At 73.4% G+C, this 23,710-nt stretch carries 24 protein-coding genes and 1 riboswitch; of the genes, 10 read left to right on the top strand and 14 right to left on the bottom strand.

The features are described 5' to 3' along the window. Positions 1 to 126: 126 nt before the first annotated feature. Entirely contained in the window at positions 127 to 1,386 is a 1,260-nt protein-coding gene (locus ASC64_RS10660; protein WP_056907516.1) for a sulfatase family protein, read from the bottom strand. Between the two features lie 86 nt (positions 1,387 to 1,472). Continuing rightward, positions 1,473 to 1,582: riboswitch (TPP riboswitch) on the top strand. On the opposite strand from ASC64_RS10660, the gene ASC64_RS10665 reads away from it, so the two are divergent. From ASC64_RS10665 to thiC, 7 genes are all read left to right on the top strand, one after another. After that, entirely contained in the window at positions 1,576 to 2,169 is a 594-nt protein-coding gene (locus ASC64_RS10665; protein WP_200937674.1) for a thiamine phosphate synthase, read from the top strand. It overlaps the preceding riboswitch by 7 nt. Further along, positions 2,169 to 3,203, top strand: a complete 1,035-nt coding sequence (locus ASC64_RS10670) for an FAD-dependent oxidoreductase (RefSeq protein WP_056907517.1) — start codon at positions 2,169 to 2,171, stop codon at positions 3,201 to 3,203. The genes ASC64_RS10665 and ASC64_RS10670 overlap by 1 nt, the downstream gene beginning before the upstream one ends. Next, on the top strand, positions 3,194 to 3,382 hold the full coding sequence (gene thiS, locus ASC64_RS10675) for a sulfur carrier protein ThiS (protein WP_056907518.1): 189 nt from the start codon (positions 3,194 to 3,196) through the stop codon (positions 3,380 to 3,382). The genes ASC64_RS10670 and thiS overlap by 10 nt, the downstream gene beginning before the upstream one ends. A gap of 62 nt (positions 3,383 to 3,444) precedes the next feature. After that, a complete protein-coding gene (locus ASC64_RS10680) occupies positions 3,445 to 4,221 on the top strand; it encodes a thiazole synthase (RefSeq protein ID WP_056907519.1) in 777 nt (258 codons plus the stop codon). Next, on the top strand, positions 4,218 to 4,778 hold the full coding sequence (locus ASC64_RS10685; RefSeq protein ID WP_056907520.1) for a thiamine phosphate synthase: 561 nt from the start codon (positions 4,218 to 4,220) through the stop codon (positions 4,776 to 4,778). Before ASC64_RS10680 ends, ASC64_RS10685 begins: the two co-directional genes overlap by 4 nt. Beyond that, positions 4,775 to 5,599, top strand: a complete 825-nt coding sequence (thiD, locus tag ASC64_RS10690; protein ID WP_056907521.1) for a bifunctional hydroxymethylpyrimidine kinase/phosphomethylpyrimidine kinase — start codon at positions 4,775 to 4,777, stop codon at positions 5,597 to 5,599. The genes ASC64_RS10685 and thiD overlap by 4 nt, the downstream gene beginning before the upstream one ends. Next, the gene (gene thiC, locus ASC64_RS10695) at positions 5,596 to 7,269 is read left to right on the top strand and encodes a phosphomethylpyrimidine synthase ThiC (RefSeq protein WP_056907522.1); all 1,674 of its coding nucleotides are present in this window, start codon (positions 5,596 to 5,598) and stop codon (positions 7,267 to 7,269) included. The genes thiD and thiC overlap by 4 nt, the downstream gene beginning before the upstream one ends. Positions 7,270 to 7,284: 15 nt before the next feature. Here the strand turns inward: thiC and ASC64_RS10700 are convergent, their stop codons facing one another. Further along, positions 7,285 to 8,421 carry a CDP-glycerol glycerophosphotransferase family protein gene (locus ASC64_RS10700; RefSeq protein ID WP_056907523.1) on the bottom strand — a complete coding sequence of 379 codons (1,137 nt, stop codon included), beginning with the start codon at positions 8,419 to 8,421 and terminating at the stop codon, positions 7,285 to 7,287. Continuing rightward, positions 8,418 to 9,311, bottom strand: a complete 894-nt coding sequence (locus ASC64_RS10705) for an SCO6745 family protein (RefSeq protein WP_200937675.1) — start codon at positions 9,309 to 9,311, stop codon at positions 8,418 to 8,420. Before ASC64_RS10705 ends, ASC64_RS10700 begins: the two co-directional genes overlap by 4 nt. Before the next feature lie 92 nt (positions 9,312 to 9,403). Here ASC64_RS10705 and ASC64_RS10710 point away from each other — a divergent pair, with 92 nt between their 5' ends. Beyond that, the gene (locus ASC64_RS10710) at positions 9,404 to 10,165 is read left to right on the top strand and encodes an aspartate/glutamate racemase family protein (RefSeq protein ID WP_056907524.1); all 762 of its coding nucleotides are present in this window, start codon (positions 9,404 to 9,406) and stop codon (positions 10,163 to 10,165) included. Between the two features lie 52 nt (positions 10,166 to 10,217). On the opposite strand, the gene ASC64_RS10715 is transcribed toward ASC64_RS10710, so the two are convergent. Beyond that, positions 10,218 to 11,990 carry an ABC transporter substrate-binding protein gene (locus ASC64_RS10715; RefSeq protein ID WP_056907525.1) on the bottom strand — a complete coding sequence of 591 codons (1,773 nt, stop codon included), beginning with the start codon at positions 11,988 to 11,990 and terminating at the stop codon, positions 10,218 to 10,220. 54 nt (positions 11,991 to 12,044) lie between these two features. After that, entirely contained in the window at positions 12,045 to 13,073 is a 1,029-nt protein-coding gene (locus tag ASC64_RS10720) for an AfsR/SARP family transcriptional regulator (protein ID WP_056907526.1), read from the bottom strand. A 79-nt stretch (positions 13,074 to 13,152) separates the two neighbouring features. Here ASC64_RS10720 and ASC64_RS22505 point away from each other — a divergent pair, with 79 nt between their 5' ends. Next, a complete protein-coding gene (locus ASC64_RS22505) occupies positions 13,153 to 13,707 on the top strand; it encodes a CGNR zinc finger domain-containing protein (protein ID WP_056907527.1) in 555 nt (184 codons plus the stop codon). A gap of 53 nt (positions 13,708 to 13,760) precedes the next feature. Here ASC64_RS22505 and arr read toward each other — a convergent pair whose 3' ends face one another. Genes arr through ASC64_RS10740 form a run of 3 tightly spaced genes read right to left on the bottom strand, consistent with a single transcriptional unit; the run spans position 13,761 to position 15,899 of the window. Then, complete coding sequence (arr, locus tag ASC64_RS10730) at positions 13,761 to 14,210, bottom strand: NAD(+)--rifampin ADP-ribosyltransferase (protein ID WP_056907885.1); 450 nt, start codon at positions 14,208 to 14,210, stop codon at positions 13,761 to 13,763. A 10-nt stretch (positions 14,211 to 14,220) separates the two neighbouring features. Then, positions 14,221 to 15,117, bottom strand: a complete 897-nt coding sequence (locus tag ASC64_RS10735; RefSeq protein WP_056907528.1) for an NAD-dependent epimerase/dehydratase family protein — start codon at positions 15,115 to 15,117, stop codon at positions 14,221 to 14,223. 53 nt (positions 15,118 to 15,170) lie between these two features. Further along, the gene (locus tag ASC64_RS10740) at positions 15,171 to 15,899 is read right to left on the bottom strand and encodes an SDR family oxidoreductase (RefSeq protein ID WP_056907529.1); all 729 of its coding nucleotides are present in this window, start codon (positions 15,897 to 15,899) and stop codon (positions 15,171 to 15,173) included. Positions 15,900 to 15,969: 70 nt separating this feature from the next. On the opposite strand from ASC64_RS10740, the gene ASC64_RS10745 reads away from it, so the two are divergent. Further along, positions 15,970 to 16,848 carry a LysR family transcriptional regulator gene (locus tag ASC64_RS10745; protein WP_200937677.1) on the top strand — a complete coding sequence of 293 codons (879 nt, stop codon included), beginning with the start codon at positions 15,970 to 15,972 and terminating at the stop codon, positions 16,846 to 16,848. Between the two features lie 61 nt (positions 16,849 to 16,909). Here the strand turns inward: ASC64_RS10745 and ASC64_RS10750 are convergent, their stop codons facing one another. The 6 genes from ASC64_RS10750 to ASC64_RS10775 all read right to left on the bottom strand — a co-directional run bounded on the left by ASC64_RS10750 (position 16,910) and on the right by ASC64_RS10775 (position 23,594). Next, positions 16,910 to 17,113 (bottom strand): cold-shock protein, encoded by a 204-nt coding sequence (locus tag ASC64_RS10750; protein ID WP_056907530.1) that lies wholly within the window; start codon positions 17,111 to 17,113, stop codon positions 16,910 to 16,912. A 257-nt stretch (positions 17,114 to 17,370) separates the two neighbouring features. Beyond that, positions 17,371 to 18,036, bottom strand: a complete 666-nt coding sequence (locus tag ASC64_RS10755; RefSeq protein WP_056907531.1) for an ABC transporter ATP-binding protein — start codon at positions 18,034 to 18,036, stop codon at positions 17,371 to 17,373. Further along, positions 18,033 to 18,863, bottom strand: coding sequence for an ABC transporter ATP-binding protein (locus ASC64_RS10760; protein ID WP_056907532.1), 831 nt, complete (start codon positions 18,861 to 18,863; stop codon positions 18,033 to 18,035). The genes ASC64_RS10755 and ASC64_RS10760 overlap by 4 nt, the downstream gene beginning before the upstream one ends. Beyond that, positions 18,863 to 21,910, bottom strand: coding sequence for an FtsX-like permease family protein (locus tag ASC64_RS10765; protein WP_156385132.1), 3,048 nt, complete (start codon positions 21,908 to 21,910; stop codon positions 18,863 to 18,865). Before ASC64_RS10765 ends, ASC64_RS10760 begins: the two co-directional genes overlap by 1 nt. Continuing rightward, positions 21,907 to 23,196, bottom strand: a complete 1,290-nt coding sequence (locus tag ASC64_RS10770) for an RNA polymerase sigma factor (protein ID WP_056907534.1) — start codon at positions 23,194 to 23,196, stop codon at positions 21,907 to 21,909. Before ASC64_RS10770 ends, ASC64_RS10765 begins: the two co-directional genes overlap by 4 nt. Positions 23,197 to 23,231: 35 nt before the next feature. Then, complete coding sequence (locus ASC64_RS10775; protein ID WP_235563666.1) at positions 23,232 to 23,594, bottom strand: YciI family protein; 363 nt, start codon at positions 23,592 to 23,594, stop codon at positions 23,232 to 23,234. Positions 23,595 to 23,710: the final 116 nt, after the last annotated feature.

A 23,710-nucleotide genomic window follows, 5' to 3' on the forward strand; every position in this document is an offset into this window, starting at 1 on the left:
CGCCGCTAGGTCTCGCGTCAGCCCGTCAGCAACCTCGAAGGCGGGCAGGACGTTGCCAGAATCGATCGGTTCCACCAGCGCGGCCGGGACAAGCACAGTAGGAGCAACGCCGTACCTATCGCGCTGCTACTGCTCGAACCTCCGCAACGCCCGCCCCTGAGTCCCGGTGAGCTCGGCGGTCTTCCGCGCCAGCTCAGTGACATCGGCATCACGAAGGCTCGCGAGCTGGTGCGGATCGCGCTCGAGGTCATACAGCTCCCACTCACCCTTACCGCGGTGTTCGATGTAGGCGAGGGACTTCTCGCGGAGCAGCGCCCAGTCGAGGTTCGTGTTCTCGATGATCAGGCGGCGCCGCCAGGCGGACCAGTCCCCGGACTGGAGGGGCCCGAGCATGGAGCGGCCGTCGAGCTCGCGCCCGTCGTCCGGGTCGAGTCCGGCGATGTCGAGGGTGGTGGGCATCAGGTCGACCTGCGAGACCAGCGCGTCGACGGTGCGCGGCTCGACACCGGGCCCGCGCGCGACGAACGGCACGCCGGCCGCCCCCTCGTAGGGCTGCGACTTGTGGAACAACCGGTGCTCGCCCAGGAGGTAGCCGTTGTCGGAGACGAAGAAGATCCACGTCCTCCGGAGCTGGCCGGTCCGTCGCAGCACGTCCAGCACCTTGTCGATCTGGTCGTCGACGTCCTGGAGCTCCTCGAGCTTGCCCTCGTGGATCTTCCGCATCCGACGACGCTCCTGCGGCGGCAGGTCGCGCAGCCACGTGGGCTTGTCGGTCATGTCGGACTCGTTGAACGCCGGCGGGTCCCACTCGACGTCGTCGAAGTCGTCGGCGTGCTCGGGGCTCGGCGTGTAGGGGCCGTGGGGCGCCGTCGGCGAGAACACCGCGAACCACGGGCCGGAGTCCTCGTGGCGACGGATGAAGCGGCGCAACCGCTTGGCTGCGAACCTGTCGAACTCCCGCTGCGACTCGACCTGTCGGACCGTGCCGTCGACGTTGACCCGGGGGGCGTCGATCATGCCGTCGAGCAACGCGACCCAGCGGTCCCAGCCGGGGGCGACGTACGTCGGGTCCTGGGCGAGGCCGTTCATGTACTTGCCGAAGTAGCCGGTGCTGTAGCCGGCCGCCTTCAGCCTGGTCGCCGCGGTGTCCCGGTCGTGGCCCTGGGCCACGAAGGGCTGGTGGGTCATGTTGCTGTCGCAGCCGTGGTTGTGGGGGTAGCGACTGGTGAGGATCGAGGCGCGCGCCGGGCCGCACAACGGCATCGCGCTGTAGCCGCGGCGGAAGTGCACCCCCTTGCGCACCAGCCGCTTCCAGGTGCGGTCCATGGTCCGCAGGGTCGAGCGCATCTGATCGTCCGTGACGATCCAGAGGACGTTGTCGGCCACGTGCCCACCCTACGCACCTGGCACGCCCGACCGCCTGCCTCAGACCCACCTGCGCGACGCTGCCCGGCGACCTCTGCTAGCGTCCTCGCCGTCCACACGGGAGTCCGCGGCAGCGGGCTGAGAGGGAGCTGGAGCCGCTCCGACCGTCGTACCTGATCCGGGTCATGCCGGCGAAGGAAGTGATTCCACGTGTTGTCGACGCGCATCTTCTGCCTGGTCTCCTCGACCGACGACCTGTCCCTGCTCGGCGACCTCGCCGAGGTGGGGGTCGACGGGTTCCAGGTCCGCGACAAGGTGGTCACCACCCGCGAGCTCGTCGAGCTCACCCGGGTCGTGATCGGCGCGGTCCGCCCGTTCGGCGCCACCGTCGTCGTCGACGACCGGCTGGACGTCGCCCTGGCGACGGGGGCCGACGGGGTCCACCTGGGGGCCGACGACCTGCCGGTCGGGCTCGCCGTCGCGAGCGCGCCGCACCTGCTCGTGGGGGCGACCTGCCGTGATCGCGACGACGTCGAGCGGGCCGCCGCCGCGGGGGCGTCGTACGCCGGGTTCGGCCCGGTCCACGCCACGACCAGCAAGGCGGGACTGCCGCCGGCGCTCGGGGTGCCCGCCGTCGCCGCGGCGAGCGGCGTCCTGCCGCTGGTGGCCATCGGCGGCATCGACGCCGGCCGGGTGCGTCCGGTGGTCGACGCGGGCGCCCACGGCGTCGCGGTGCTCGGCGCCATCTGGAGCAAGCCCGATCCCGTCGCCGCCGCGAAGGAGCTGGTGCAGGAGCTCGGCTGATGCGCGTCCACGTCCTCGGCGCCGGCATCGTCGGCCTCGCCTGTGCCGACGAGCTGCTCGCCCGCGGCCACGACGTCACCGTCGTCGACCCGACGCCGGGGAGCGGCGCCTCGGCCGTCGCCGCCGGGATGCTCTCGCCGGCGGGGGAGGCCTCGTACGGCGAGCCCGACGTCCTCCGGCTCGGGCTGGCCAGCGCGCGCCTCTGGCCGGCGTACGCCGCCGGGCTGGGCGTGGCCCTCCACGAGCGAGGCACGCTCGTGGTCGGACACGACAGCGGCGACGGCCAGGAGGTGGAGCGGCACGCCGAGGTGCTGGCCGGGCACGGCATCCGGGTCGACCTCCTGGGTCCGGCGGAGGTCGGTGACCTCGAGCCGGGCCTGGGACACACGGCTCGTGGGATCCGGCTCGAGGACCGCGCCGTCGATCCCAGGGCCGTGGTCGCGGCCCTGCTGGCCCGGCTGCACGGACGGATCGAGGAGCGCGAGCCGGCTGCGAACACGGACGTCGTCGTCGTCGCCACCGGGGCCCGCTTGCCCGAACCCTGGACCCGGCTGGTCCGCGGTGTGCGCGGGGAGGTCGTCCGGCTCCGGACGACGGAGCCCCCGCGCCACGTGGTCCGGGGCTGGGCGGCGGGGGAACCGGTCTACCTCGTGCCGCGGGCTGCCGGGGAGGTGGTGGTCGGGGCGACGGTCGAGGAGCACGACGAGCCGCCCGTGGTCACCGCGGGCGGCGTGGTCCGGCTGCTGCGCGCGGCTCGCGTGCTGCTGCCCGCGCTCGACCGGGCCGAGGTGCTCGGGTGCGAGGCACGCGACCGTCCGGCGACGCGCGACCACCGGCCCCTCGTCGGACCGACCGACGACCCGCGCACGTGGCTCGCGGCGGGCCACTTCCGCCACGGCGTGCTGCTCGCCCCGTTGACCGCCCGGCTGCTCGCCGACGCCCTCGAAGGAGCGCCCTCCGAGCCGGCCGTCGACCCCCGACGACTCCTGACGACCACCCACCACACCACCACCGGAGGCATGTCATGCACCTGACCCTCAACGGCGTCCGGCTGGACGCCGACGCCCGGACCCTGCACGACCTGGTCGGCCCGCTCCCGGACGGGCACGCGGCGGCCGTCAACCACGAGGTCGTGCCCCGCGCTGAGCACGCCAGCATGCTGCTCGCCGACGGTGACGTCGTCGAGGTCGTGACGGCGGTAGCCGGCGGATGACCACCCCACGGCGTTCTTCTCCTCCGCTGCGCTCCCCCGAACAACGCCGCGGGGACCCCGGGATGAGCAACCTGGTGCCCGACCTCGTGATCGCCGGATGCACGCTCGCGTCTCGGTTGTTCCTCGGCACCGGGGGCCTGCCGCGTCCGGACCTCGTCGACCCGGTCCTCGACGCGGCCCGGCCCGGACTGGTGACCGTCAGCGTGCGGCGTACGTCGAGCACCGCTCCCGGCGGCGTCCTCGCGAACCTGCGGGACCGGGGCGTTCCGGTGCTGCCGAACACGGCCGGCTGCCTGTCGGCCCGGGAGGCCGTGCTCACCGCCGAGATGGCGCGGGAGGCGCTGGCCACGGACTGGGTGAAGCTCGAGGTGATCGGCGACGAGGTGAGCCTGCTGCCCGACGCCGTCGAGCTGATCGCGGCAGCCGCGGACCTCGTCACGCGTGGGTTCACCGTGCTGCCGTACACCACCGACGACCCCGTGCTCGCCCGCCGCCTCGCCGACGTCGGGTGCGCAGCGGTGATGCCGCTCGGTTCGCCGATCGGCTCCGGCCTCGGGATCCTCAACCCCCACCTCATCGAGTCGGTCGTGGCCGCCGTCGACGTCCCCGTCGTGCTCGACGCCGGCATCGGAACGGCCTCCGACGCGGCGCTGGCGATGGAGCTCGGGTGCGACGCGATCCTCGCGGCGAGCGCGGTCACCCGGGCGGCGGACCCGGTCGCGATGGCCGGCGCCTTGCGGGCAGCGGTCGACGCCGGAGCGGCTGCGCGCCGGGCGGGCCGGATCCCGCGCCGGGCAGTCGCGCGCTCGGCCAGTCCGCTGGAGGGGAGGATCGCGTGATCCCACGGCTCGTCGTGCTGACCGACCGTGCGCAGCTGCGGCTGGGCCGCGCGCTGGTGCGCACCGTCCGCGAGTGCGCGGACGCAGGGCTGTCGGCCGTCGTGGTGCGGGAGCACGACCTCCCAATGTCGGCCCGGTCGGCCCTCGTCGAGCAGCTGGTGTCCATCCCCGGGCTGACCGTCATCTCCTCGCGCGTCCCGGACCCGAGCGCCCAAGGCCTGCACTGCGCGGCGCACCAGCCGGTGCCCTCCAGCGGTCCGTGGGGCCGGTCGTGCCACTCACCGGCCGAGGTCGAGCGGGCGGCGGGAGAGGGGGCGTCGTGGGTCACCCTGTCGCCGTACGCCGTCAGCGCGAGCAAGCCGGGCCACGGTCCCGCGCTGCCGCCCGGCGCCTTCGCGGGCCACCCCGTCCCGGTCCTCGCCCTGGCCGGGATCGACCTCCGCAATGCAGCCGCTGCGCGAGTCGCGGGCGCGCACGGGGTCGCCGTGATGGGCGCGGTGATGCGTGCCGCCGACCCCGCATCCGTGGTGTCGAGGCTGCTGGAGCAGCTGCAGTGAGCGCGCCACCCGTGGTCCTCGCCGTCGGCGGCACCGACAGTGGCGGTGCCGCCGGGCTGGCGGCCGACCTGGCGACCATCGGCCACCTCGGCTGCCACGCCGCGTGCGCGGTCACCGCCGTCACCGCGCAGGACACGACCGGCGTGCACGCGGTGCACCAGGTCCCGCCAGCCGTGCTCGCCGCGCAGCTCGACGCCGTCCTCGGCGACCTCCCCGTCAGCGCGGTGAAGACCGGCATGCTCGGGTCACCCGAGGCCGTCCGGCTCGTCGCGGAGAGCACGCGCCACCTGCTCCTGGTCGTCGACCCGGTGCTGGTCGCCACCAGCGGGGCGGTCCTCGGCGATGACGCCGTGCGCCGGGCGTACCGCGAGGACCTGCTGCCGTTCGCGACGGTGGCGACGCCCAACCTCGCGGAGGCCAGGGCCCTCGCCGCCAGCGACACCGACGCCAGCGACCTCATTTCCCGCCTCGCGGACCTCGGCTGCGCCGTCGTCCTCACCGGAGGACCCGAGTGGCGACCGGGCCGGGCCGTCGCCACCTGCACCGACTGGCTGTGCGAGCCCGGCGGCACCCCCGTCCCGCTGCGGCACCCCGCCGTCCCCACCACCGCCGACCACGGCACCGGGTGCACCTACGCCAGTGCGCTCGCGGCCCGCCTCGCCCACGGCGCACCCCTTGCCGCCGCCGCAGCGGACGCGGCGGCGTACGTCGCCTCGCGGCTCGCCACCAGCAGCACCTGGGACCTCGGCCGCGGTCGCGGTCCCGTCGCCCACCTCGCGCCCTCGACCTGCCACCGCATCCACCAGGAGGAAACCGCATGACCGACCACACCATCCATCCCATCCACCCCGCCCACGAGCGCGTCCTCACCGGCCCCCTCGACGTGCCGGTCACGCGGGTGAGCCTGACCAACGGCGAGACGTTCGACCGCTACTGCACCTCGGGGCCTGGATCCGATCCCACCGCGGGCCTCCCCCCGGTGCGGGTGGACTGGATCGCGGAGCGCGGCGACACCGAGGAGTACGCCGGACGCGAGACGCGGCTCGCCGACAACGGTCGGTCGGCCGAGCGCCGCGGCGCCGCGCGCGAGGAGTGGCAGGGCGAGCTGCGACCACCGCGGCGCGCGCGCACCGGTCGTACGGTGACCCAGCTCCGCTACGCCCGGCAGGGCACCGTGACGCAGGAGATGGAGTACGTCGCCGCACGGGAGGGCTGCGACGTCGAGCTGGTGCGCAGCGAGGTCGCCGCCGGCCGGGCGATCATCCCCGCCAACGTCAACCACCCCGAGTCCGAGCCGATGATCATCGGGCGACGGTTCCTGGTGAAGGTCAACGCCAACATCGGCAGCTCGGCGGTCACCAGCAGCATCGCCGAGGAGGTCGACAAGCTGACCTGGGCCGTCACGTGGGGCGCCGACACCGTCATGGACCTCTCGACCGGCGAGGACATCCACACCACCCGCGAGTGGATCCTGCGCAGCTCGCCCGTGCCGATCGGCACCGTCCCGCTCTACCAGGCGCTGGAGAAGGTCGACGGGGACGCCGAGCGGCTGTCCTGGGAGGTCTACCGCGACACCGTGGTCGAGCAGTGCGAGCAGGGTGTCGACTACATGACGGTCCACGCCGGCGTGCTGCTGCGCCACGTCCCGCTGACGGCGAACCGGGTCACCGGCATCGTCTCCCGCGGCGGCTCGATCATGGCGGGCTGGTGCCTGGCCCACCACGAGGAGAACTTCCTCTTCACGCACTTCGACGAGCTGTGCGAGATCTTCGCGGCCTACGACGTCTCCTTCTCCCTCGGCGACGGGCTGCGCCCCGGATCGGTCGCCGACGCCAACGACGCCGCCCAGCTCGCCGAGCTCCGCACCCTCGCGGACCTGACCCAGCGGGCGTGGGAGCACGACGTGCAGGTCATGGTCGAGGGCCCCGGCCACGTCCCGCTCGACCTCGTCGAGGAGAACGTCCGCCTCCAGCAGGAGTGGTGCCACGGCGCGCCGTTCTACACGCTCGGCCCGCTGGCCACCGACGTCGCTCCCGGCTACGACCACATCACTAGCGCCATCGGCGCTGCCGCGATCGCGATGCACGGCACGGCGATGCTCTGCTATGTCACCCCCAAGGAGCACCTCGGCCTCCCGAACCGCGACGACGTGAAGACGGGGGTGATCACCTACAAGCTCGCCGCCCACGCCGCGGACGTCGCCAAGGGCCACCCCGGTGCACGCGACTGGGACGACGCGCTGAGCCGGGCGCGCTTCGAGTTCCGCTGGCACGACCAGTTCGCTCTGTCCCTCGACCCGCACACCGCCGAGGCATTCCACGACGAGACGCTGCCCGCGGAGGGCGCCAAGACCGCGCACTTCTGCTCGATGTGCGGGCCGAAGTTCTGCTCGATGCGGATCAGCCGGGACGTGCGCGAGCGCTTCGCCGAGACCTCGGCGGAGCTCCTGTTCCTGGGCGGCACGGTCCACGTCGGGGACGACGCGACGTGACCGTCGCGTCGTCCCTCAGGCGATCTCGGAGTCGGCCACCCCGCCGGCAACCAGCCGGTCCCGCAGGTCCACGACCTCCGTCACCGCGGAGAGGAAGCGGGTCGTGCTGTCACCGACGTGGAGGTCGTCGAAGTAGTGGTGCCGCATCGCGACGCGGGCCAGGTGGTGCTCGTCGTGGTCGAGGCGGTCGGCGACGAGCGAGGTCAGGGTGGCGACGTTCGTCTCGTCGATGACGTCGGCGCAGCGGCTGATCGGGACCTCCTGCAGGAGGGCGTCAGCGTCGCCATGGCGATCGGTGAGGAGGATCGGCTTGTCCGTGTGGAGGTAGAGCCAGTCCAGGCCCACCGAGGACACGTCGGTGACCATGGCGTCGCAGCCGGGCATCACCGCCAGGATGTCGCCGGAGAGGACCACCGTGTGCCCGGCGTCCGGGTCGAGCCGAGCCGCGGCGTCGACGATCCCGACGATCTCGCGGTGCGCATCGGCGATCGCGGGGGTCAGGCTGGTCGTGACCTTCGGGTGCGGCTTGTAGACCAGGCGGACGTCGGGGACCTCGAGGATCGCCCGCACGATGGTGGGCCCGAGCGTGTCGACCGACGTGTAGTCGTTGTACTCCGCGTCGCCCTCCCACGTCGGTGCGTACAGGACCGTACGGCGCGAGCTCGGGCCGAGCAGGGGCGTCCGCGGCAGGTCGAGCTGGGGACGGCCGATGCGCACGAGCCGGTGGGCGTCGAAGTCCAGCAGCCCGGTCAGGTAGCGCTCGACGGCGGCGCCGCCGGCGACGAAGACCCGGTCGTAGGCCTTGGCGTTGTTGCTCGCCATCGACTGCTTGTCGCTCTCGCCGTGGTTGATGTGGACGTGCAGCCGGCGGCTGTCGACGAGCGACTCGAAGTTGAGCACCGAGTTGTTGCAGTAGAGGACGACCTTGGCGTCCAGGTCGGCGTAGAGCTCGGTCAGCTCGGGGAACGTGGCAGCGGTGAGGACACGCAGGTGGGTCCGGGGCTCGATCACGGCCGCGGATGCCGGGTCCCGCAGCACCAGGGCGACGGGGTGGACGTCGTGCAGGATCTCGAGGACCTCCAGCCACTGGGCCAGCTGGTAGGTCCTGGTCGGGTCGCCCGCGAAGTAGGCGATCACGCGCACGTCGTTCACGTATGGATTCTAGTCGCCTGGCTGAAGGATGAAGGCCTTCTGACCATGCGGAGCGATGGCCGCGACCCGGTCTCCACCAGCCGGGCAGCGATCGGCTCCATCGACGTCACCAGCTCGTCGAGATCAGCCGGCGGTAGCGCGACGTAGGGCGCCGCCGCGAGCGCGTCCGTCAGCGCCTCGACGCGGTCTTTCGTCGCGCGGCCGGCCGCGGTGAACCGCCCCTCGGGATCCAGGAGCCCACGGGACCGCAGGCCCGCCATCACCCGGTCCAGGTAGGCCTGCGGCAGGTGGTGGATCCGACCGAACGACTCCGGCGGGTCGACGCCGGCGTCGATGGCCAGGAGGACGTGCGACTCGGTGCGGTCGACCTGCTCGGCCATCAGCGCGACGACGTGCCCGTCCGCGCGGTGCTCGCGGAGCATGTTCGCGGCGAACCACAGCCTCGCCACCGGCTCGGTGGGGAGCGGCAGCGAGCGGAGGGCGGCGTACATCACCCGTCCCTCGAGGGGAGCGCCGGTCGCGGCCCGGGCGAGGAGGTCGGCGGCGCGGGCCAGGCCGGGGGAGTCGGCCAGGTCGCCGAGGATGCGTCGGAGCGCGGCGACGCAGCCGCGCTGGCGGGCGGCGTGCGCCTCCTCCGGAGTCGTGGTGTCCCAGACCTTCGGGACGTGGCGGGCCACCTCGCCGGGACCAAAGCTGTAGAACGCCGCGTCGACGACCTCGGCAGGTGCGCGGCCCAGCGGCGCGGCACGACCCGCGAAGTAGCCGTCCCAGTAGGTGGTGAAGCCCAGTGCCGCCATCTCGTCGTTCGGCTCCTCGGAGAAGAAGGCGACGAGCGCGACGGGCTCGATGAGGTCGAACATCCTGCGGGCGATGTCGTGCGGTGCGTTCATGTCCCTCCAGTGATCGGGCGTCTGTCGGCAGGACGGGGGAGCGGGAGCGGTGACTCCAGTCGGACCACAGCGTCCCGGGTCACCATGGTGCCGTGTTCCACATCGGAGTCGTCGCGCCGCGCCTTCCGGGCGCCGCGGAGCTGCTGCGCCGGGTGGACGAGGCGGGGGCCGCGCTCGGTCCCGGCCAGGAGCAGCCCGAGCTCAGCCTCGTGTGGCAGCCGCTGGACGGCCGCTGGGACGCCTGGCAGCGCAACGACCCCGAGACCGTCCGCACCCAGCTCGCGCTCGCGTGCGTACGGCTGCGCCAGGCGGGGGCGCACTTCTTCGTGTGCCCCGACGACACGGCGTACGCACCGCTCGACGCGGGCGACGCCGACCTGGCGCTGCCGGGGCTGCACGTCGCGGACGTCGTCGCCGCTGCAGCGCAACGCCAGGGCTTCGCGCGGGTCGGGGTGCTCGGCACGCGGTGGACGCTGGGCTGGCAACGCTACGCCGACGAGCTCGAGCCGATGGGCCTGACGGCCGTGCCGCTGCCCCTGTGGGACCAGACCACGCTGCACTCGATCATCTTCGACGAGCTCGCCCGGGGAAGGGCGTCCCTGACGTCGCGCGACACCGTGCTGTCGCTCATCGAGGACCTGCGGCGCGCGGGCTGCCAGGCGGTCGTCGTCGGTTGTCCCGAGCTGGGCGCCCTCGTGACGCCGGCGAGCTCGCCCCTGCCGCTGCTGGACGCCACGCAGCTGCTGGCCGACGCAGCCGTCGCCGTCGCGGTCGGGGAGGCGCCACTCCCCAGCTGGCACGGCGGGCCCCCGGCCCGGTCGCTCGCCGACCCCGAGGTCCGGTCGGCGGGCTGACACGCACAGTGGGGGCTCCCGGACCGGGAGCCCCCACTGCGTCACGCCGGGATCACTGCATGACGTACAGGTCCTTGTAGTTCGGCGCACCGATCGAGCCGTCGCCCGTCGGGTTGCCGATCTTCTCGCCGAAGACGAAGAGGTCGTTGCGGAACGCGGTCGGGATGATCGGGAAGTACTCCGTCATGATCTTCTCGTCCACCGCCCCCCACGCGTCGGCCTGCTCGTCGAGCGGCAGCGTGCTGATCTGGTCCATCTCCTCGTCGATCGACTTCTCCGAGAAGTACGCCGTGTTGTAGACCGCGCCGGTGCGCGCGAGCGACGGCAGGATGGTCGACCCGGCCGGCCAGTCCGAGCACCAGTTCACGCCGCGGAAGTTCAGCTGCTTGTTGACCTTGTTGTCGGGGTCGAGCCAGATGTTGTAGAGCGACTCCTGCACCGGGATGGCCTTGACCTTGAAGCCGCCGGCCTCGAAGCCCTTGGTGATCTGGTCCTGGGCAGCGACCGCGAGCGGGTCGACCTCGTAGTAGACCATCGTGATCGGGTAGGGCTTGTCGCCGTAGCCGGCCTCGGCGAGGAGCTCCTTGGACTTCTCGGGGTCGTAGGTGATCTGCTCACCGTCGACCTGGAACTCCTTCTTGCCCGCCATGCCCGGCGGCATCAGCGAGTTCGCCGGCACCCGCGTGACACCGGGCACCTCGCCGCCGGCGATCCAGACGTCCTCGTAGGGATACGCGTAGGCGAGCGCCTTGCGGACGTTGATGTCGGTGATCTTGGTGTAGTCGGGCGTGAGCATCGAGACGCACTGCGACGTCTGCTGCACCAGGCGCTCCCCGAGCTTGCCGTTGGCGTCGTTGTACTTGTCCGAGCCGAGGGCCGTGGACACCGCCGTCTGGCTGTCGGAGTTGCCCGACAGCATGATCTCGTCGACCTTGGCCTGGTCCTGGTTGAACTTGAAGACGAACTCGTCGGCGTACTGGTGGCGACCCGGGTCGGACTCGGCAGACCACTGGTCGTTCTTGACCAGCACGAGCTCCTCGTTGGGCTTGAAGCTCTCCACCTTGTAGGGGCCGTTGGACAGCGGCTTGTTGCCGTAGTTCGGCGGCTTCGAGGCGTTGCCCAGGGGCGCGGGCCCCATCGCCATGAACGCGCCCCAGTAGTCCATGTCGGGGAACGGCTTGGCCATCGTGATGGTGACGTCCTGGCCCTCCACCGAGATCCCGTCCCACTTCTCGCAGCCCGGGTCCTTCCCGGTGTAGGGACCCTTGTAGGTGTCGGCGCCCTGGAAGTACGACGCCGAGTACTCCGTGCCGGGTCCCGACGGGAACGCCTCCGCGTCCAGCGAGCGGCAGATGCCGAACGCCACCTCGTCGGCCGTCACGGGCTTGCCGTCCTCCCAGGTCGCGTCGTCACGGATGGTGAAGGTCCACTCCGTGAAGTCGTCGTTGGGCGTGCCCAGGTCGGTCGCGAGGTCCGGCACCAGCACGGGCTGACCGCTCTCGTCGCGCACGTACTGGGTCAGCGAGCGGCTCGTGAGCGCCTGCTGGATGGAGTTGCCCGTCACCGACCATCCGCTGGTGGGGTCGAGGGTGTCGGGGCCGGGGTCGCCGGGGAGGTAGACCGTCACCGTGCCACCGGTGGTCGCGCCCTCGACGTCGGCGGCAGGGCCCTGACGCTCCGCGTCCTTGGTGCCCCCCTCCTGCCCGCCGAACTCCCGATCGGTGCCCGAGCCGCCACCACCCTCGTCCGACGACCCGCCGCCACAGGCGGCCAGCGTCAGGAGGGCGGCGCCGGCGACGAGTGCAAGCGGCTTGTTGCGCTTCATGCGATGCCTTTCGTCCGCACCACCCGGGACGTCCCCGGGCGTGTGCCAAGGACGCTAGGTAGCCGACGACCTCCCGAGGAGGTCGCGAACGTCACGAAGCGGTGACCCTTCGCCGGAGTTGGTCACGAGCAGGTCACGGAGGGCGGCGCGCGCGTCCAGCGCCCGCCCACCGGGCAGCACGAGCAGCACGACCGGCGCCGGGTGGCAGCACGCGCCGTGGGTGCAGCGCTCCGTGTCGCGTACGCCGTCCGCGACGCCGAGGACCGTCGGGTCCTGCCGCAGCACGTCGGTGTGCAGCGTTGCGACGGCCGGACCGGGGTCGATGCCGAGCTCGTGCGCCAGGGTGCGGCGGAGCCGGTCCAGCACCTCCAGCGCGTGGGCCTGTCGACCGGTACGCACGAGCGCGACCGCCCAGAGCCCCCACAGCTCCTCGCGCAGCGGGTGGTGCTCGACGAGGTCCTCGAGGACCTCCACCGCGCGGGTCGACCGCCCGAGCGACAGGTCGAGCACGACGGCGGCGACCCGGGCGTCGACGCGCAGCTCGTCGAGCCGCCTGCGCTCGGCGGTGGCGGCGGGCAGGTCGGCCAGGTCGGCGTAGGCGTCGCCGCGCCAGAGCCGCACCGCGGCGGCCAGGTCCTCGCGCTGCTGCTCGGCCCGGGCCAGGGCCGCGGAGTCGGTCAGGAGCGGCGGCCGCATCCGGTCGCGCAGGCGCTCGAGGTGGTCGCGTCCCGCGCGCACCGCGGACTCGAACCGGTCGGCGTCGACGTCGGCCGCGTCGGCTGCGAGGCGGTAGCCGCCGCTCTCGTGGAGCAGCACCGTCGACGCGCTGCGCGCACGACGCCCGGGCTCGAGACGGCGGCGCAGGTCGGCGACGTACCCCTGCAGGGTGTTGCCGGCACCCGGGGGCGGGGCCCCGTGCCAGAGGAGGTCGATGAGCCGCGAGGCAGGCACCGGCCGGTCGCGCGAGAGCACGAGCAGGCCGAGCAGGCTGCGCAGCTTGGGTGCTCCCAGGGGGACCGGGGTGTCGTGGACGCGGGCGGCACTCGGGCCCAGCACGTCGAGGTCGATCTGGACGGACGTCACCGGACCCCCTCACCGTGTTACGACCAATGACGATATGATCGTAACCGACGATCCGCTGATTCGCCTGAGACGAGGTCCGATGGTCACCGACCGCCCCGCACCCGGTCCCCTGGAGGAGGTGCGCATCGTGCTCAACTCCGACGACCGCTTCCACGGCGTCGACCACGCCGCGGACGTCGGGCGACTCAACCGCTTCCTGGCCCTGGCCGGGTCGGCGTACGGCCCGCTGCCGCGTTCGGCGGACCTCGAGCCCTACCGGACCTTCCGTGACGTGACCCGGGAGCTGGCGCTGCACCCGTCGACCGCCACGCGCGAGGCCTTCAACCGCATCGCTGCCCGCCACCCGATGACGGTCGAGGTGCGCGAGGACGCCGCCCAGCTGCGCCGCGCGCCCTCCTCCGGACGGTCGGCGGTCGACCGCGTCGTCGGCGAGTCCATCGCCAGCGTGCACGACGCGATGGTCACCGGTGAGTGGCAGCGGTTGCGGGAGTGCGAGCGCGGCGACTGCAGGTGGATCTACTACGACCCGTCGCCGACCCAGGTGATGCGGTGGTGCAGCACCGACCCGTGCGGCAACGTGATGAAGGTGCGCGCCTACCGCGCCCGTCGGGCCGCGGACGGCGCATCAGCCTGATCGTCGGGTCCTCGGGCAGGTTCTCGGCGACGTCGATCCACCGCCGATCGACGTCAGTCCTCGATGACGTCCAGGCCCTGCTCCCGCAGGGAGGCCAGGCTCTCCAGCATCGCGCGGAGTGCCTCCGGCGGGTGCGGCGTCCAGTCGTCGAGCTCGTGCAGCACGCGCAGCGGGTGGCGCGTCCGGTAGGACTCCGTGGGGTTGCCCGGGAACCGCTTGTCGGTGACGTTGGGGTCGTCCTCGAAGGGGCCGAGCGGCTCGACCACGTAGACACGCCCGGCGGAGTCCAGCCCGCCGAGCGCCGCCGCCAGCTGTGCCCCCCAGGCCGCCGTGCTCTCGAGGGTGGTGAAGGAGACGTGGTTCATCGTCCGCTCCTCCTGGAAGTTGGAGGAGAAGCCCGCGACGAGCTCGTCGCCCGGCTGCAGCGTGGCCCTGGTCCCGTGGAGGAACGGCCCGGACACGTGGTCGTGGTGCTCGTACGTCACCGGGGCGCGGTCTGCCATGTCGGGCATCTCAGGAGCGCGGGGCGCCGAGCACGTCGCGCCACGAGTGCTCGGGCTCGAAGCCCACGAGCGACCTGGCCTTGTCGATGGCGTAGAAGGTCTCGTGGGCGCCCATCTCGCGACGGACCTCCACGCCTTCGTAGAACCGCTCGATGACCTCCGCGGTCGTGGCCGCCACGGACATGTCGGCGTTGGCGACGTTGAAGACCTCGTAGCCGAGCCCGTCCGTGGCCAGGCAGCGCTGCACCATCTGGCCGAGGTCGCGCACGTCGATGTAGGCGAAGATGTTGCGCCGCCGCAGCGCCGGGTCCTCGAGGAACGCGGGGAACATCTCGTCGTACTCGTGGGGCTCGATCACGTTGTTGATCCGCAGCCCGTAGATGTCGGCCCCGGTCCGCGCCTGGAACGACCGCGCGGTGACCTCGTTGGCGACCTTGGACGTCGCGTAGGAGTCCTCGGGGACGGTCGGGTGCTCCTCGTCGACCGGCACGTAGAGCGGCTTGCGCTCACCCTGCGCGAAGCAGACGCCGTAGGTCGTCTCCGACGACGCGAAGACCACCTTGCGGATGCCGAGCCGGGTCGCGGCCTCGAGCACGTGGTAGGTGCTGAGCACGTTGGTCGCGTACGTCGCCGCGTCCGGCACCCGCAGGATCGCTGGCACCGCCGCGAAGTGCACCACCGCGTCGTACGACGGCAGCTCGTCGAGGTCGAGCTCGTCGAAGGTGGCGAGACCGGCGAGTGCGGAGTAGACCTCGCCGGCATCGGTCAGGTCGACCTGGAGGTCGTGGACGTCGGGGTGGCCGAGCGGGACGAGGTCGGCGTTGGTGACCTGGTGGCCCTGGGCCGCGAGGTAGGGGGCCACGTGCCGGCCGGCCTTGCCGCTGCCGCCGGTGAAGAAGATGCGCATGGGCTCCTTCCTACCGTGGCAGGGCAAGGTCGCGGCACACCCGCCCGGTCACCTCACCAGGGCAGCACCCCGGTCTCGTCCGAGAAGGTCCCGGTGGGCCCGCCGTCGGGCAGGGTCGCGAGCTCGAGGAAGACCGCGGCGCCCTGCTCCGGCGTGCGCGTGCCGCGGTGGCCGTTGAGGTCGGTCGCGACGTAGCCCGGGCAGCCGGCGTTGACCAGGATGCCGGCGGGCGCCAGCTCCTTGGCGTACTGGACGGTGAGGGCGTTGACGTAGGTCTTGGTGGGGGAGTAGGCGCCGGAGAGCGGGCCGACGGGCTCCGCCTGCGCGGTCTGGAGGCCGAGCGAGCCGACCGTGCTGGACACGTTGACGATGCGCGGGGCTGCCGCGCGCCGGAGCAGGGGGAGCATGGCGTTGGTGACCCGGATGACGCCGAGGACGTTGACGTCGACGACGCCGAGGACCTGCTCGGCAGTGACCTGCGAGGGCTCCTGCGGCATGCCGCCGGTGATGCCGGCGTTGTTGACCAGGACGTCGAGCCCGCCGAGCTCCTCGAGCCGGGCCGCGGCCGCTGCCACGCTGGCGTCGTCGGTGACGTCGAGGGCGACGCCGAAGACGTCCAGACCCTCGGCCCGGAGCTTGTCCACGGCCTCCTCGCGGCGGGCGGTGTCGCGGGCGCCGACGCCCACGCGGAAGCCGCGCCGGGCCAGGCCGGCGGCGATCTCGTAGCCGATGCCCTTGTTGGCGCCGGTGACCAGTGCTGTGGTGGTGGTGTTCGTTGACATGCCTCGATCGTGCCGTCGTGCCGTCGGCGCGTTCCAACACCGATCGGGTGGAGGCCGATACCGCGCAGGTATGGGTGCAGGTCAGCGGCGTACGCTCGTCGTCGTGGAGACCCGCGAGCTGCGCTACTTCGTCGCCGTCGCCGAGGAGTCGCACGTTGGCCGGGCGGCCGAGCGGCTCGGGATGGCGCAGCCGCCGCTGTCCCGCGCGATCGCCGCCCTCGAGCGGCGGCTCGGTGCCGCGCTGTTCACGCGCACCCCGCAGGGCATGGTGCTCACCGGTCCGGGCGAGACGCTCCTGCGCGAGGGACGCGTGGCGCTGGCCGCGATCGAGGCGGCGGAGCGCCGCACCCGTCGTACGGCCGCCTCGGCGACGCGGGCGTCGGTCGTCCTGACGGCCAAGGCCGGCGCGTCCAGCGAGATCATGGCCAAGCTGCTCGACGCCTACGCCGCGGAGCCGGACGCCGTCGACGTCGAGGTCGTGCTCAGCCCGCCCGGCCACCAGGCGCTGATGCTGCGCGACGGTCGTGCCGACGTGGCGATCCTGCACCGGCCCTTCGACGACACGAGCGGCTTCGACGTCGACGAGCTCGTCGTGGAGGACCAGGTGCTGATCCTGCCGGCCGGACACCCGGCCAGCACCCGCGAGTCGATCACCTTCGACGAGGCCAGGACCCTCCCCGACCTGCCGCTGCCGCGATGGCCCCACCTCGACGGCACCTACCCGGACGGTCCCGGCCCCGAGCTGCGCGACCTGACCCAGGTGCTGCAGCTCGTCCGGCTCGGTCGTACGGCGCTCGTGCTGCCCGAGTCCGCACGCGCCAACCTGCGCGACGGGCTCGCCGTCGTGCCGGTCCTCGACGCACCCCGTGTCACCACCGTCATCGCGTGGCCGCCGCACAGCACCTCGGTCGGCGTCGCCGGCCTCGTGCGCGCGGCGTCGCGCCTCTGAGGGGCAGCCGAAATGCACGAACGGCCCCGATCGCAGTGCGATCGGGGCCGGTCGAGGGGTGTCAGATGGCGCGAACGTTCTCGGCCTGCGGGCCCTTGGGGCCGGCGGTGACGTCGAACTCGACCTTCTGGTTCTCGTCGAGGGACTTGTAGCCCTGCGTCTGGATCGCGGAGAAGTGGACGAACACGTCCTCGCCGCCGCCGTCCTGCGCGATGAAGCCGAAGCCCTTGTCAGCGTTGAACCACTTGACGGTGCCCTGAGCCATGATTGTTTCCTTTGTTCGGTGCTGGGGACGACGTGCCACCCAGCTGCGCTGAAGACATCCAACTGAGCTGATGTCCAGCGAACCGAAGACCAGAAGTACGAGATACGAGCCGCACACTGTGCGCAGCCAGGACGACCGGGGTCGTCCCTTCAACACCACGAGCGTACCGCATGCCGGGACGGCGCCCCACTTCGCCGGCCCCAGCGGGAGGAAGTGCCTGGTCAGCGGCGGGCGTGGCTTGGCGTGCCCGGTCGGCATCAGGGGCGCCGGACCCAGGTCGCCACGCCCTCGTCGAGGGCGAGGGCGGCGTCGGTCTGCGCAGCGGCGTCGGGGTCGTGCGTGGCGAGGACGACCGAGGCACCACGGGCCGCCTCGTCCCGCAGCGCGGCGAGCATGAGCTCGCGGTTGGCAGCGTCGAGGTCGCTGGTCGACTCGTCGGCGAGGAGGACGGCGGGTCGCAGTGCGAAGGCCCGCGCCAGCGCGACGCGCTGCTGCTGGCCACCCGAGAGCTGGTCGACGTGGTGGCGTCCGAAGTCGGCGAGCCCGACCCGGGACAACGACTCGGAGACCCGGCCCGACGCCTCGCGCGGCGGCACGCCGAGGGCCAGGAGCGGCACGAGGATGCTCTCCACCGCCGAGAGGGCCGGGTTGAGGCCGTTGCCCTGCGGCACGAGGACGACACCGGCACGCGCGGCCGACTCCCGGTCCGCGAGCACCACGTCGTCGACGGTGACCGTCCCGTGCAGCGTCGCGACCGCGGGCCGGATCGCCCGGGCCAGCGCCCACAGCAACGAGGACTTGCCGGCTCCGGACGGCCCGGTGACCGCCAGCATCCGGCCGCCGGGGACCCGCAGGTCGAGCGGCTGCACGGCCACGGTGTCGCCGTACGCCACGCCGACGCCGACCGCCTCGAGGTCGCTCATGGTTGTTCCTCCGCCCTGAGCTCGAAGTGGTCGTCGACCTCGTGGAGCCGGACCAGCGTGCCGGGCGGCAGCCGGTCGCGGGCATGGCCGGGGAGGGGCAGGAAGCCGTCGGCGGTGACGACGGCGTACTCCTCGCCGCTGCGACCCTCGCCACCGATCCGGCCGTCGCGGATGGTGACGGTGCGCGGGAGCACCCGGGCGGCCTCGGGGTCGTGGGTGACCAGGACGACGGTGGTGCCGTAGGCGCTGTTCACCCGGGCGAGCGCATCCAGGACGTGGTCGCGTGCGGCGTGGTCGAGCTGGCTTGTCGGCTCGTCGCACAGCAGCAGCCCGGGGCGGGTCGAGATCGCCACCGCGACCGCGGCCAGCTGGAGCGCCCCGGGCGTCAGGTCGGCCAGCCGCAGGTCGGCGGCGCCGGCCATCCCGACGTCGGCGAGCACCTCGGCCGGGTCGGGCAGGGAGCGACCGGCCCGCCGGGCCGGGTGCTGGGCGAACCGGACGTTGTCGGCCGGCGTGGTGTGGGGGAGCAGGTTGCGCGCGGCGCCCTGCAGGACGAGGCCGACCTCGGTCGCGCGCAGCCGGTCGAGCTCGCGCGGGGCCGCCGCGGAAACCTCGGTGTCGCCGACGAAGACCTTGCCCGCGCTCGGCCGCAGGACCCCCGCGAGCAGGCTCATCAGGGTCGACTTGCCGGATCCCGACGGCCCCAGCAGGCCGACCACCTCCCCGGCGGCGACGTCGAGGTCGACGCCCGAGAGGGCCGCCACGTCGTGGCCCTCGGCGTGGTAGATGTGCACCAGGCCCCGGGTGCGGATCGCGAGCCCGGACATCAGGCCGTCTCCTTCACGCGTTCGAGGTGGGCCCGGCCCGCGACCGCGCGGCCGGCCAGCGCCGCCACCGCCGGCAGCAGGACCGCGCACGCGAGGGCGGCCCGGGCGACGGCCGGCCAGGCGGTCGCCGTGTCCAGGACCGGGATGTCCGGCGGCGCGGGCAGGAACGGCACGTCCGGCATCGCGAGAGCAGCACCGATCACGCCGGCGGCGACGCCGGCAGCGACCGCGAGCACCAGGGCCGGCAGCGGCGCGAGCACGGCGAGCCACCGCGTCGTACGACGTCGCGCTCCCTCGAGGCGCAGGATCGCGAGGTTGCGTGCGGTCTCGCGCCAGCGCGTGGCGGCGAGCACCAGCAGCACCAGGAGCGAGACCAGGATGACCGCGGGCCCCACGACCGCGCCCAGCGCGAGGCTCCACGCCGGCACGGTGTCGGCGTAGCCCTGCCGGACCGTCGTGGCGCGACGTACGTCGGTCACGGCGATGCCGCGCGCGCTCAGCGCTCCCTCGACCGACTCGAGGAGCCGCGCGTCGTCCACCATCCAGACCTGTGGGACGGCGTCGACGGTGACGTCGGAGCCGCGGGAGATCGCGTCGAGGTCGACGAGCGCGGACCGCCGTGGCATCGCCGGGAGCAGCGTGACGCGGCCGGCGGGCTCGGCGGGTCGGTCGCTGCCGTCGAGACCCGTCACCAGGAGGCCCAGGGGGTCACGGCGGTCGGCGGGCAGCAGCGCAGGCGCCGTGCTGGGCACCCAGGCGGGGGTGAGCCGGGCGGGGAAGCGCCCGCGGAGGCTCAGCAGGATGCGGAGGTCACCGGAGGCCGTGCTGGCGGCCTGCATGAAGACCTGCTGCTCGTCCGCGGTGTTCCAGTCCCGGTCGCCGGTGCCGAACGGGACCGGCCGCCCGTCGACGCGCAGGTCGCCGACGTCGAGGTCGCCGCTGACCTGGACTCCCTGCGCGGCCGAGAGCTCGATCGCGGCCAGCAGGCACCCGGCCGCGCACGGCGCGTCCTGCGCCACCAGCGTCGCGCGCTCGCCGGGCGCCGGCAGGGGTCCGAAGGAGATGGTGCGGCGCACGCCCGTCGCGGTCGTGACGACGAGGCCGATGCGGAGCTCGGAGTCGCTGCCGAGCACGTCCTGGGAGGTCAGGTCGGGCGCCGGACGCACGCCGAGGGAGACGCGTGCTCCCTGCAGGCGCACCGGCTCGGCCGCCGGCGGCGCGATCGCCTGCCAGTCGGACGCGCTCGGCGCCCCGCGCGGGAAGTAGGCGACCTCCCGGAACCCGTCCGGCTCCACGGCCAGCGTGGAGTGGTCGGCGACCACGACCGGCGTCGCCCGGCGACCTGTCGGGTCGGCGTCGGCCAGTGCGGCGCGCAGGCCGTCGAGGTCCCGGCCGGCCAGCGTGAGCACCACTGGTGCGCCGGCCTCGTGCTCGGCGGCGTTGTCGCGGTTGTGGGCGCCGATCGCGAGGGCGTCGAGGGAGAAGACCGCCAACGCCACGGCCACGGTGACCACGGCGATCAGCGCGCGCGTCTCCCGGCGCCGACCCGTCTCGAGCAGCGTCAGACCGGCGACGAGCCGGCCCCTCGCCAGCAGCCGACGCCCGAGCGTGCTCGCGAGCGGCGCCGCGAGGTGACCGACGACGAGCCCGATGAACAGGGCGAGGAGGGCGGGGCCGGTGAGGGCGAACGACCCGCTGAGCCCGCCCGCGACGAAGGCGAGCGCCCCGGTTCCGGCGACGGCGACGAGGACGGCGTCGAGCGGACCGAGGGTCCAGCGGCGCGAGGGGGAGGGCCCGCTGCGCACCAGGTCGTCGAGCGGTTCGCGGGCCACACGCACGGTGACGGCCAGCGCGATCAGCACGAGGGCGAGCACCGCGAGCAGGACCGCGGTGACGAAGCCCGGGCCCGCCTCGAACGGCGCACTGCCGGGCAGGAGCGAGCGGGCCACCGCGCCCCCGGCGAGCGCGGCGACCACGCCCGGCAGCACGCCGGCGACCAGCACGGGCAGCAGCTCGACGAGCAGCAGCCCTGCCGCACCGGCCGGACCGCGGCCCCGGAGCCGCGCGACGGCGACCTCGCCACGCCGCTGCCGGGTCGCGGCAGTGAGCACCAGCCAGAGCACGAACAGGCTCAGCACGGCCATCGGCGCCATCAGCAACGGCACCGTGCGGCCGGCCTGGTCCGACTGGGCGCGGATCGCCTCCGTGACCTCGCCCAGGTCGGTGCGCACGTGCAGGTCCTCGCCCTGCGCGCGCAGGGTGCGGGAGAGCGCGCGAGCCTGGTCGCCGAGGGCGAGCACCTCGTCGACCCCCGTCTCCGGAGTGGGGACGACGGCCCGCACCTGCGACGTCTCGGCAGGCAGCACCGGGCTCTCGACGAAGGTCTCCTCCGTGGTCAGCCAGGCGTCGTGCGACGCCGACGGGTCGGGTGACGGCGTCACGCGGGAGACGCCGACGAGGGTCAGGCCCTGCCACCACGACGCATCGCTGGGGGCGTACGTCCCGACGACCTCGAGCCGCACGCGCGGACCCTCGCCCTCCACGCCCACGCGCGGTGCCGCGCCGACGGTGAGCCCGAAGGTGTCGGCGTCCGCCTCGCTGACGAGCACCTCGCCGGCCGCTGCGGGACAGGTGCCGGACACGAGGCGTACGTGGTCGCAGGCGCCGTCGCGCCAGACGAGCTGCCCGGTCGGAGGGACGTCGCCCGCGACCGGGGTGACGACCGCGGTGCGGCCCAGGACGGCTGGTCCGAGGACGGCGGACATGGTGGACGGGACCATCGCATGCAGGTCGCGCGGGTCGCGGGCCTCCGACGCGCCGCCGGCGTCGACCACGCCCTCGGACTCGACCGTGACGGTCCGGCCCGTCGTGCCCGCGCCGGCCAGCAAGGTGTCGACGAGGGCCTGCTGCATGGCCCGGTCGTAGACCGGCGCGAAGGCGATGCAGGCGGTGATCAGCGCGGACAGGGTGAGCAGCGCGACGGTCTGTCCGCGCCGGTGCCCCACTGCCGAGCGCCACGCGAACCGCAGTGGCGACCAGCCGCTCACTGCTCCGCCCGGGCGCGGTTGTCGGCGGCGCGTCGCTCCAGCACGGTGCGCTCGCCCTCGTTGCGCGTCCGGGTGGCCGCGTCGGTGAACGCCGCCGCGGCCTCGGCGTGCCGGCCGGCGCGCTCGAGCAGGTCGCCGCGCACGCTCGCGACGAGGGGTGATCCGCCGAGCGCTGCGGCGTCGACGCGATCGAGCACCGCAAGGCCGGCGTCCGCGCCGTGGGCCCGGCCGTGTGCGACCGCCCGGTTCACCTCGACGACGGGACCGGGTGCGGCGGCGGCCAGCACGTCGTAGAGCGCGGCGATGCGCCGCCAGTCGGTGTCCTCGGCCCGTGCGGCCAGGGCGTGCTGCTCGGCGATGGAGGCCTGCAGGAAGTAGGTCCCGACCGGGACCCCGCGCGCCGCGACCGTCTCGGCCCGGCGCAGCGCTGCGAGGCCGCGGCGGATCATCAGCTCGTCCCACTGCGTGCGGTCCTGCTGCTCGAGCAGGACGGGCGCGCCCTGCTCGTCGGTGCGCGCCGCGGTCCGCGACCCCTGGAGCTCCAGCAACGCCTGGAGCCCGAGCACCTCGGGCTCGTCGGGGACCAGCGCCGCCAGCATCCGGGCGAGCCGGGTGGCCTCGGCCGCGAGGTCGGGGCGCATCCAGTCCTGGCCGGCGGTCGCGGTGTAGCCCTCGTTGAAGATCAGGTAGATCACGGCCATGACGTCGTCGAGGCGACGCGTCCGTTCCTCGCCGGCCGGCAGCTCGAGGTCGACCCCCTCGGTGGCCAGCGTGCGCTTCGCGCGGGAGATGCGCTGTCCCATCGTGGACTCCGACGTCCAGAACCCGCGTGCGATCTCCGCAGTGGTGAGCCCGCCGACCAGTCGCAGGGTCAGCGCCGCGCGCGACTCCGGCGTCAGGCTGGGGTGGCACGACAGGAACACCAGGCGCAGCACGTCGTCGTCGATGTGGTCGACCTGGCTCTCGAGGTCCGGCACGTCCGCCTCCTCCCGCCCCTGCGCGCGCTCCAGCTCGGTGAGCTTGTGCCGGAGGTTGTCGGCCCGCCGGAAGTGGTCGATGCCGCGACGCCGGGCCGTGGTCATCAGCCACGCGGTCGGGTTGTCGGGCACGCCGGTCACCGGCCACTGCTCGAGCGCCGCGACCAGGGCGTCCTGCGCGAGGTCGGCTGCCAGCTCGACGTCGCGGGTCATCCGGGTGAGGGCGCCGACGAGGCGGGCCGAGTCGGCCCGCCACGCGGCGTGGACGGCCTCCGTGGGGTCGTCACCCGTCCTGTCGCTCGCCGGCACGGGGTCAGCGTAGGGACTCCCGGGCCGTTCGGCGGTCAGTCTCCCGGAGCTTCCGGCCCGTCGGAGATCTGGCGCAGGGTCGCGACGACGGTCACCTCGGGCCAGTGCTTGGCGTGCAGGTCGGCGAACTCGCGCTGGTCGGCCACCGCCTCGTCGAGGTCGGCGTACTCCATGATCGCCCAGCCCCCGACGACCTCCTTGCCCTCGGCGTAGGGACCGTCGACCCGGGTGACCTGGCCGTCGCGCACGACGAAGTTCACGGCGTCCTCGGTGCCGTAGAGGCCACCGCCGTCGAGGAAGATCCCCTTGGCGGCGCGCTCACCGATGTGCACGTCCATCGCGTCGAACAGCGACTGCGGCGGCGTGCCGATGTTCTCTTCCATCCTGACGAAACCCATGAAACGGGGCATTGTGATCGCTCCTGCTGGTTGGTTGTGGTCGTGCTTGTCGGACGTACGTCGAACGGGCGGGCCGGTCCTCGACATGGCACCCGGAGAAATCTTCCGACGACCGT

The organism is Nocardioides sp. Root122 (assembly GCF_001425025.1).
In the GTDB taxonomy this organism is placed as follows: Bacteria; Actinomycetota; Actinomycetes; order Propionibacteriales; family Nocardioidaceae; genus Nocardioides.

Excerpts from the sequence above, each read along its gene's own strand:
- ASC64_RS10670 (WP_056907517.1), top strand. The coding sequence starts at position 2,169 with ATGCGCGTCCACGTCCTCGGCGCCGGCATCGTCGGCCTCGCCTGTGCC.
- thiS (WP_056907518.1), top strand. The coding sequence starts at position 3,194 with ATGCACCTGACCCTCAACGGCGTCCGGCTGGACGCCGACGCCCGGACC.
- ASC64_RS10680 (WP_056907519.1), top strand. The coding sequence starts at position 3,445 with ATGAGCAACCTGGTGCCCGACCTCGTGATCGCCGGATGCACGCTCGCG.
- thiC (WP_056907522.1), top strand. The coding sequence starts at position 5,596 with ATGACCGACCACACCATCCATCCCATCCACCCCGCCCACGAGCGCGTC.
- ASC64_RS10705 (WP_200937675.1), bottom strand. The coding sequence starts at position 9,311 with ATGAACGCACCGCACGACATCGCCCGCAGGATGTTCGACCTCATCGAG.
- ASC64_RS10715 (WP_056907525.1), bottom strand. The coding sequence starts at position 11,990 with ATGAAGCGCAACAAGCCGCTTGCACTCGTCGCCGGCGCCGCCCTCCTG.
- ASC64_RS22505 (WP_056907527.1), top strand. The coding sequence starts at position 13,153 with ATGGTCACCGACCGCCCCGCACCCGGTCCCCTGGAGGAGGTGCGCATC.
- arr (WP_056907885.1), bottom strand. The coding sequence starts at position 14,210 with ATGGCAGACCGCGCCCCGGTGACGTACGAGCACCACGACCACGTGTCC.
- ASC64_RS10735 (WP_056907528.1), bottom strand. The coding sequence starts at position 15,117 with ATGCGCATCTTCTTCACCGGCGGCAGCGGCAAGGCCGGCCGGCACGTG.
- ASC64_RS10740 (WP_056907529.1), bottom strand. The coding sequence starts at position 15,899 with ATGTCAACGAACACCACCACCACAGCACTGGTCACCGGCGCCAACAAG.
- ASC64_RS10745 (WP_200937677.1), top strand. The coding sequence starts at position 15,970 with ATGGGTGCAGGTCAGCGGCGTACGCTCGTCGTCGTGGAGACCCGCGAG.
- ASC64_RS10750 (WP_056907530.1), bottom strand. The coding sequence starts at position 17,113 with ATGGCTCAGGGCACCGTCAAGTGGTTCAACGCTGACAAGGGCTTCGGC.
- ASC64_RS10755 (WP_056907531.1), bottom strand. The coding sequence starts at position 18,036 with ATGAGCGACCTCGAGGCGGTCGGCGTCGGCGTGGCGTACGGCGACACC.
- ASC64_RS10760 (WP_056907532.1), bottom strand. The coding sequence starts at position 18,863 with ATGTCCGGGCTCGCGATCCGCACCCGGGGCCTGGTGCACATCTACCAC.
- ASC64_RS10775 (WP_235563666.1), bottom strand. The coding sequence starts at position 23,594 with ATGGGTTTCGTCAGGATGGAAGAGAACATCGGCACGCCGCCGCAGTCG.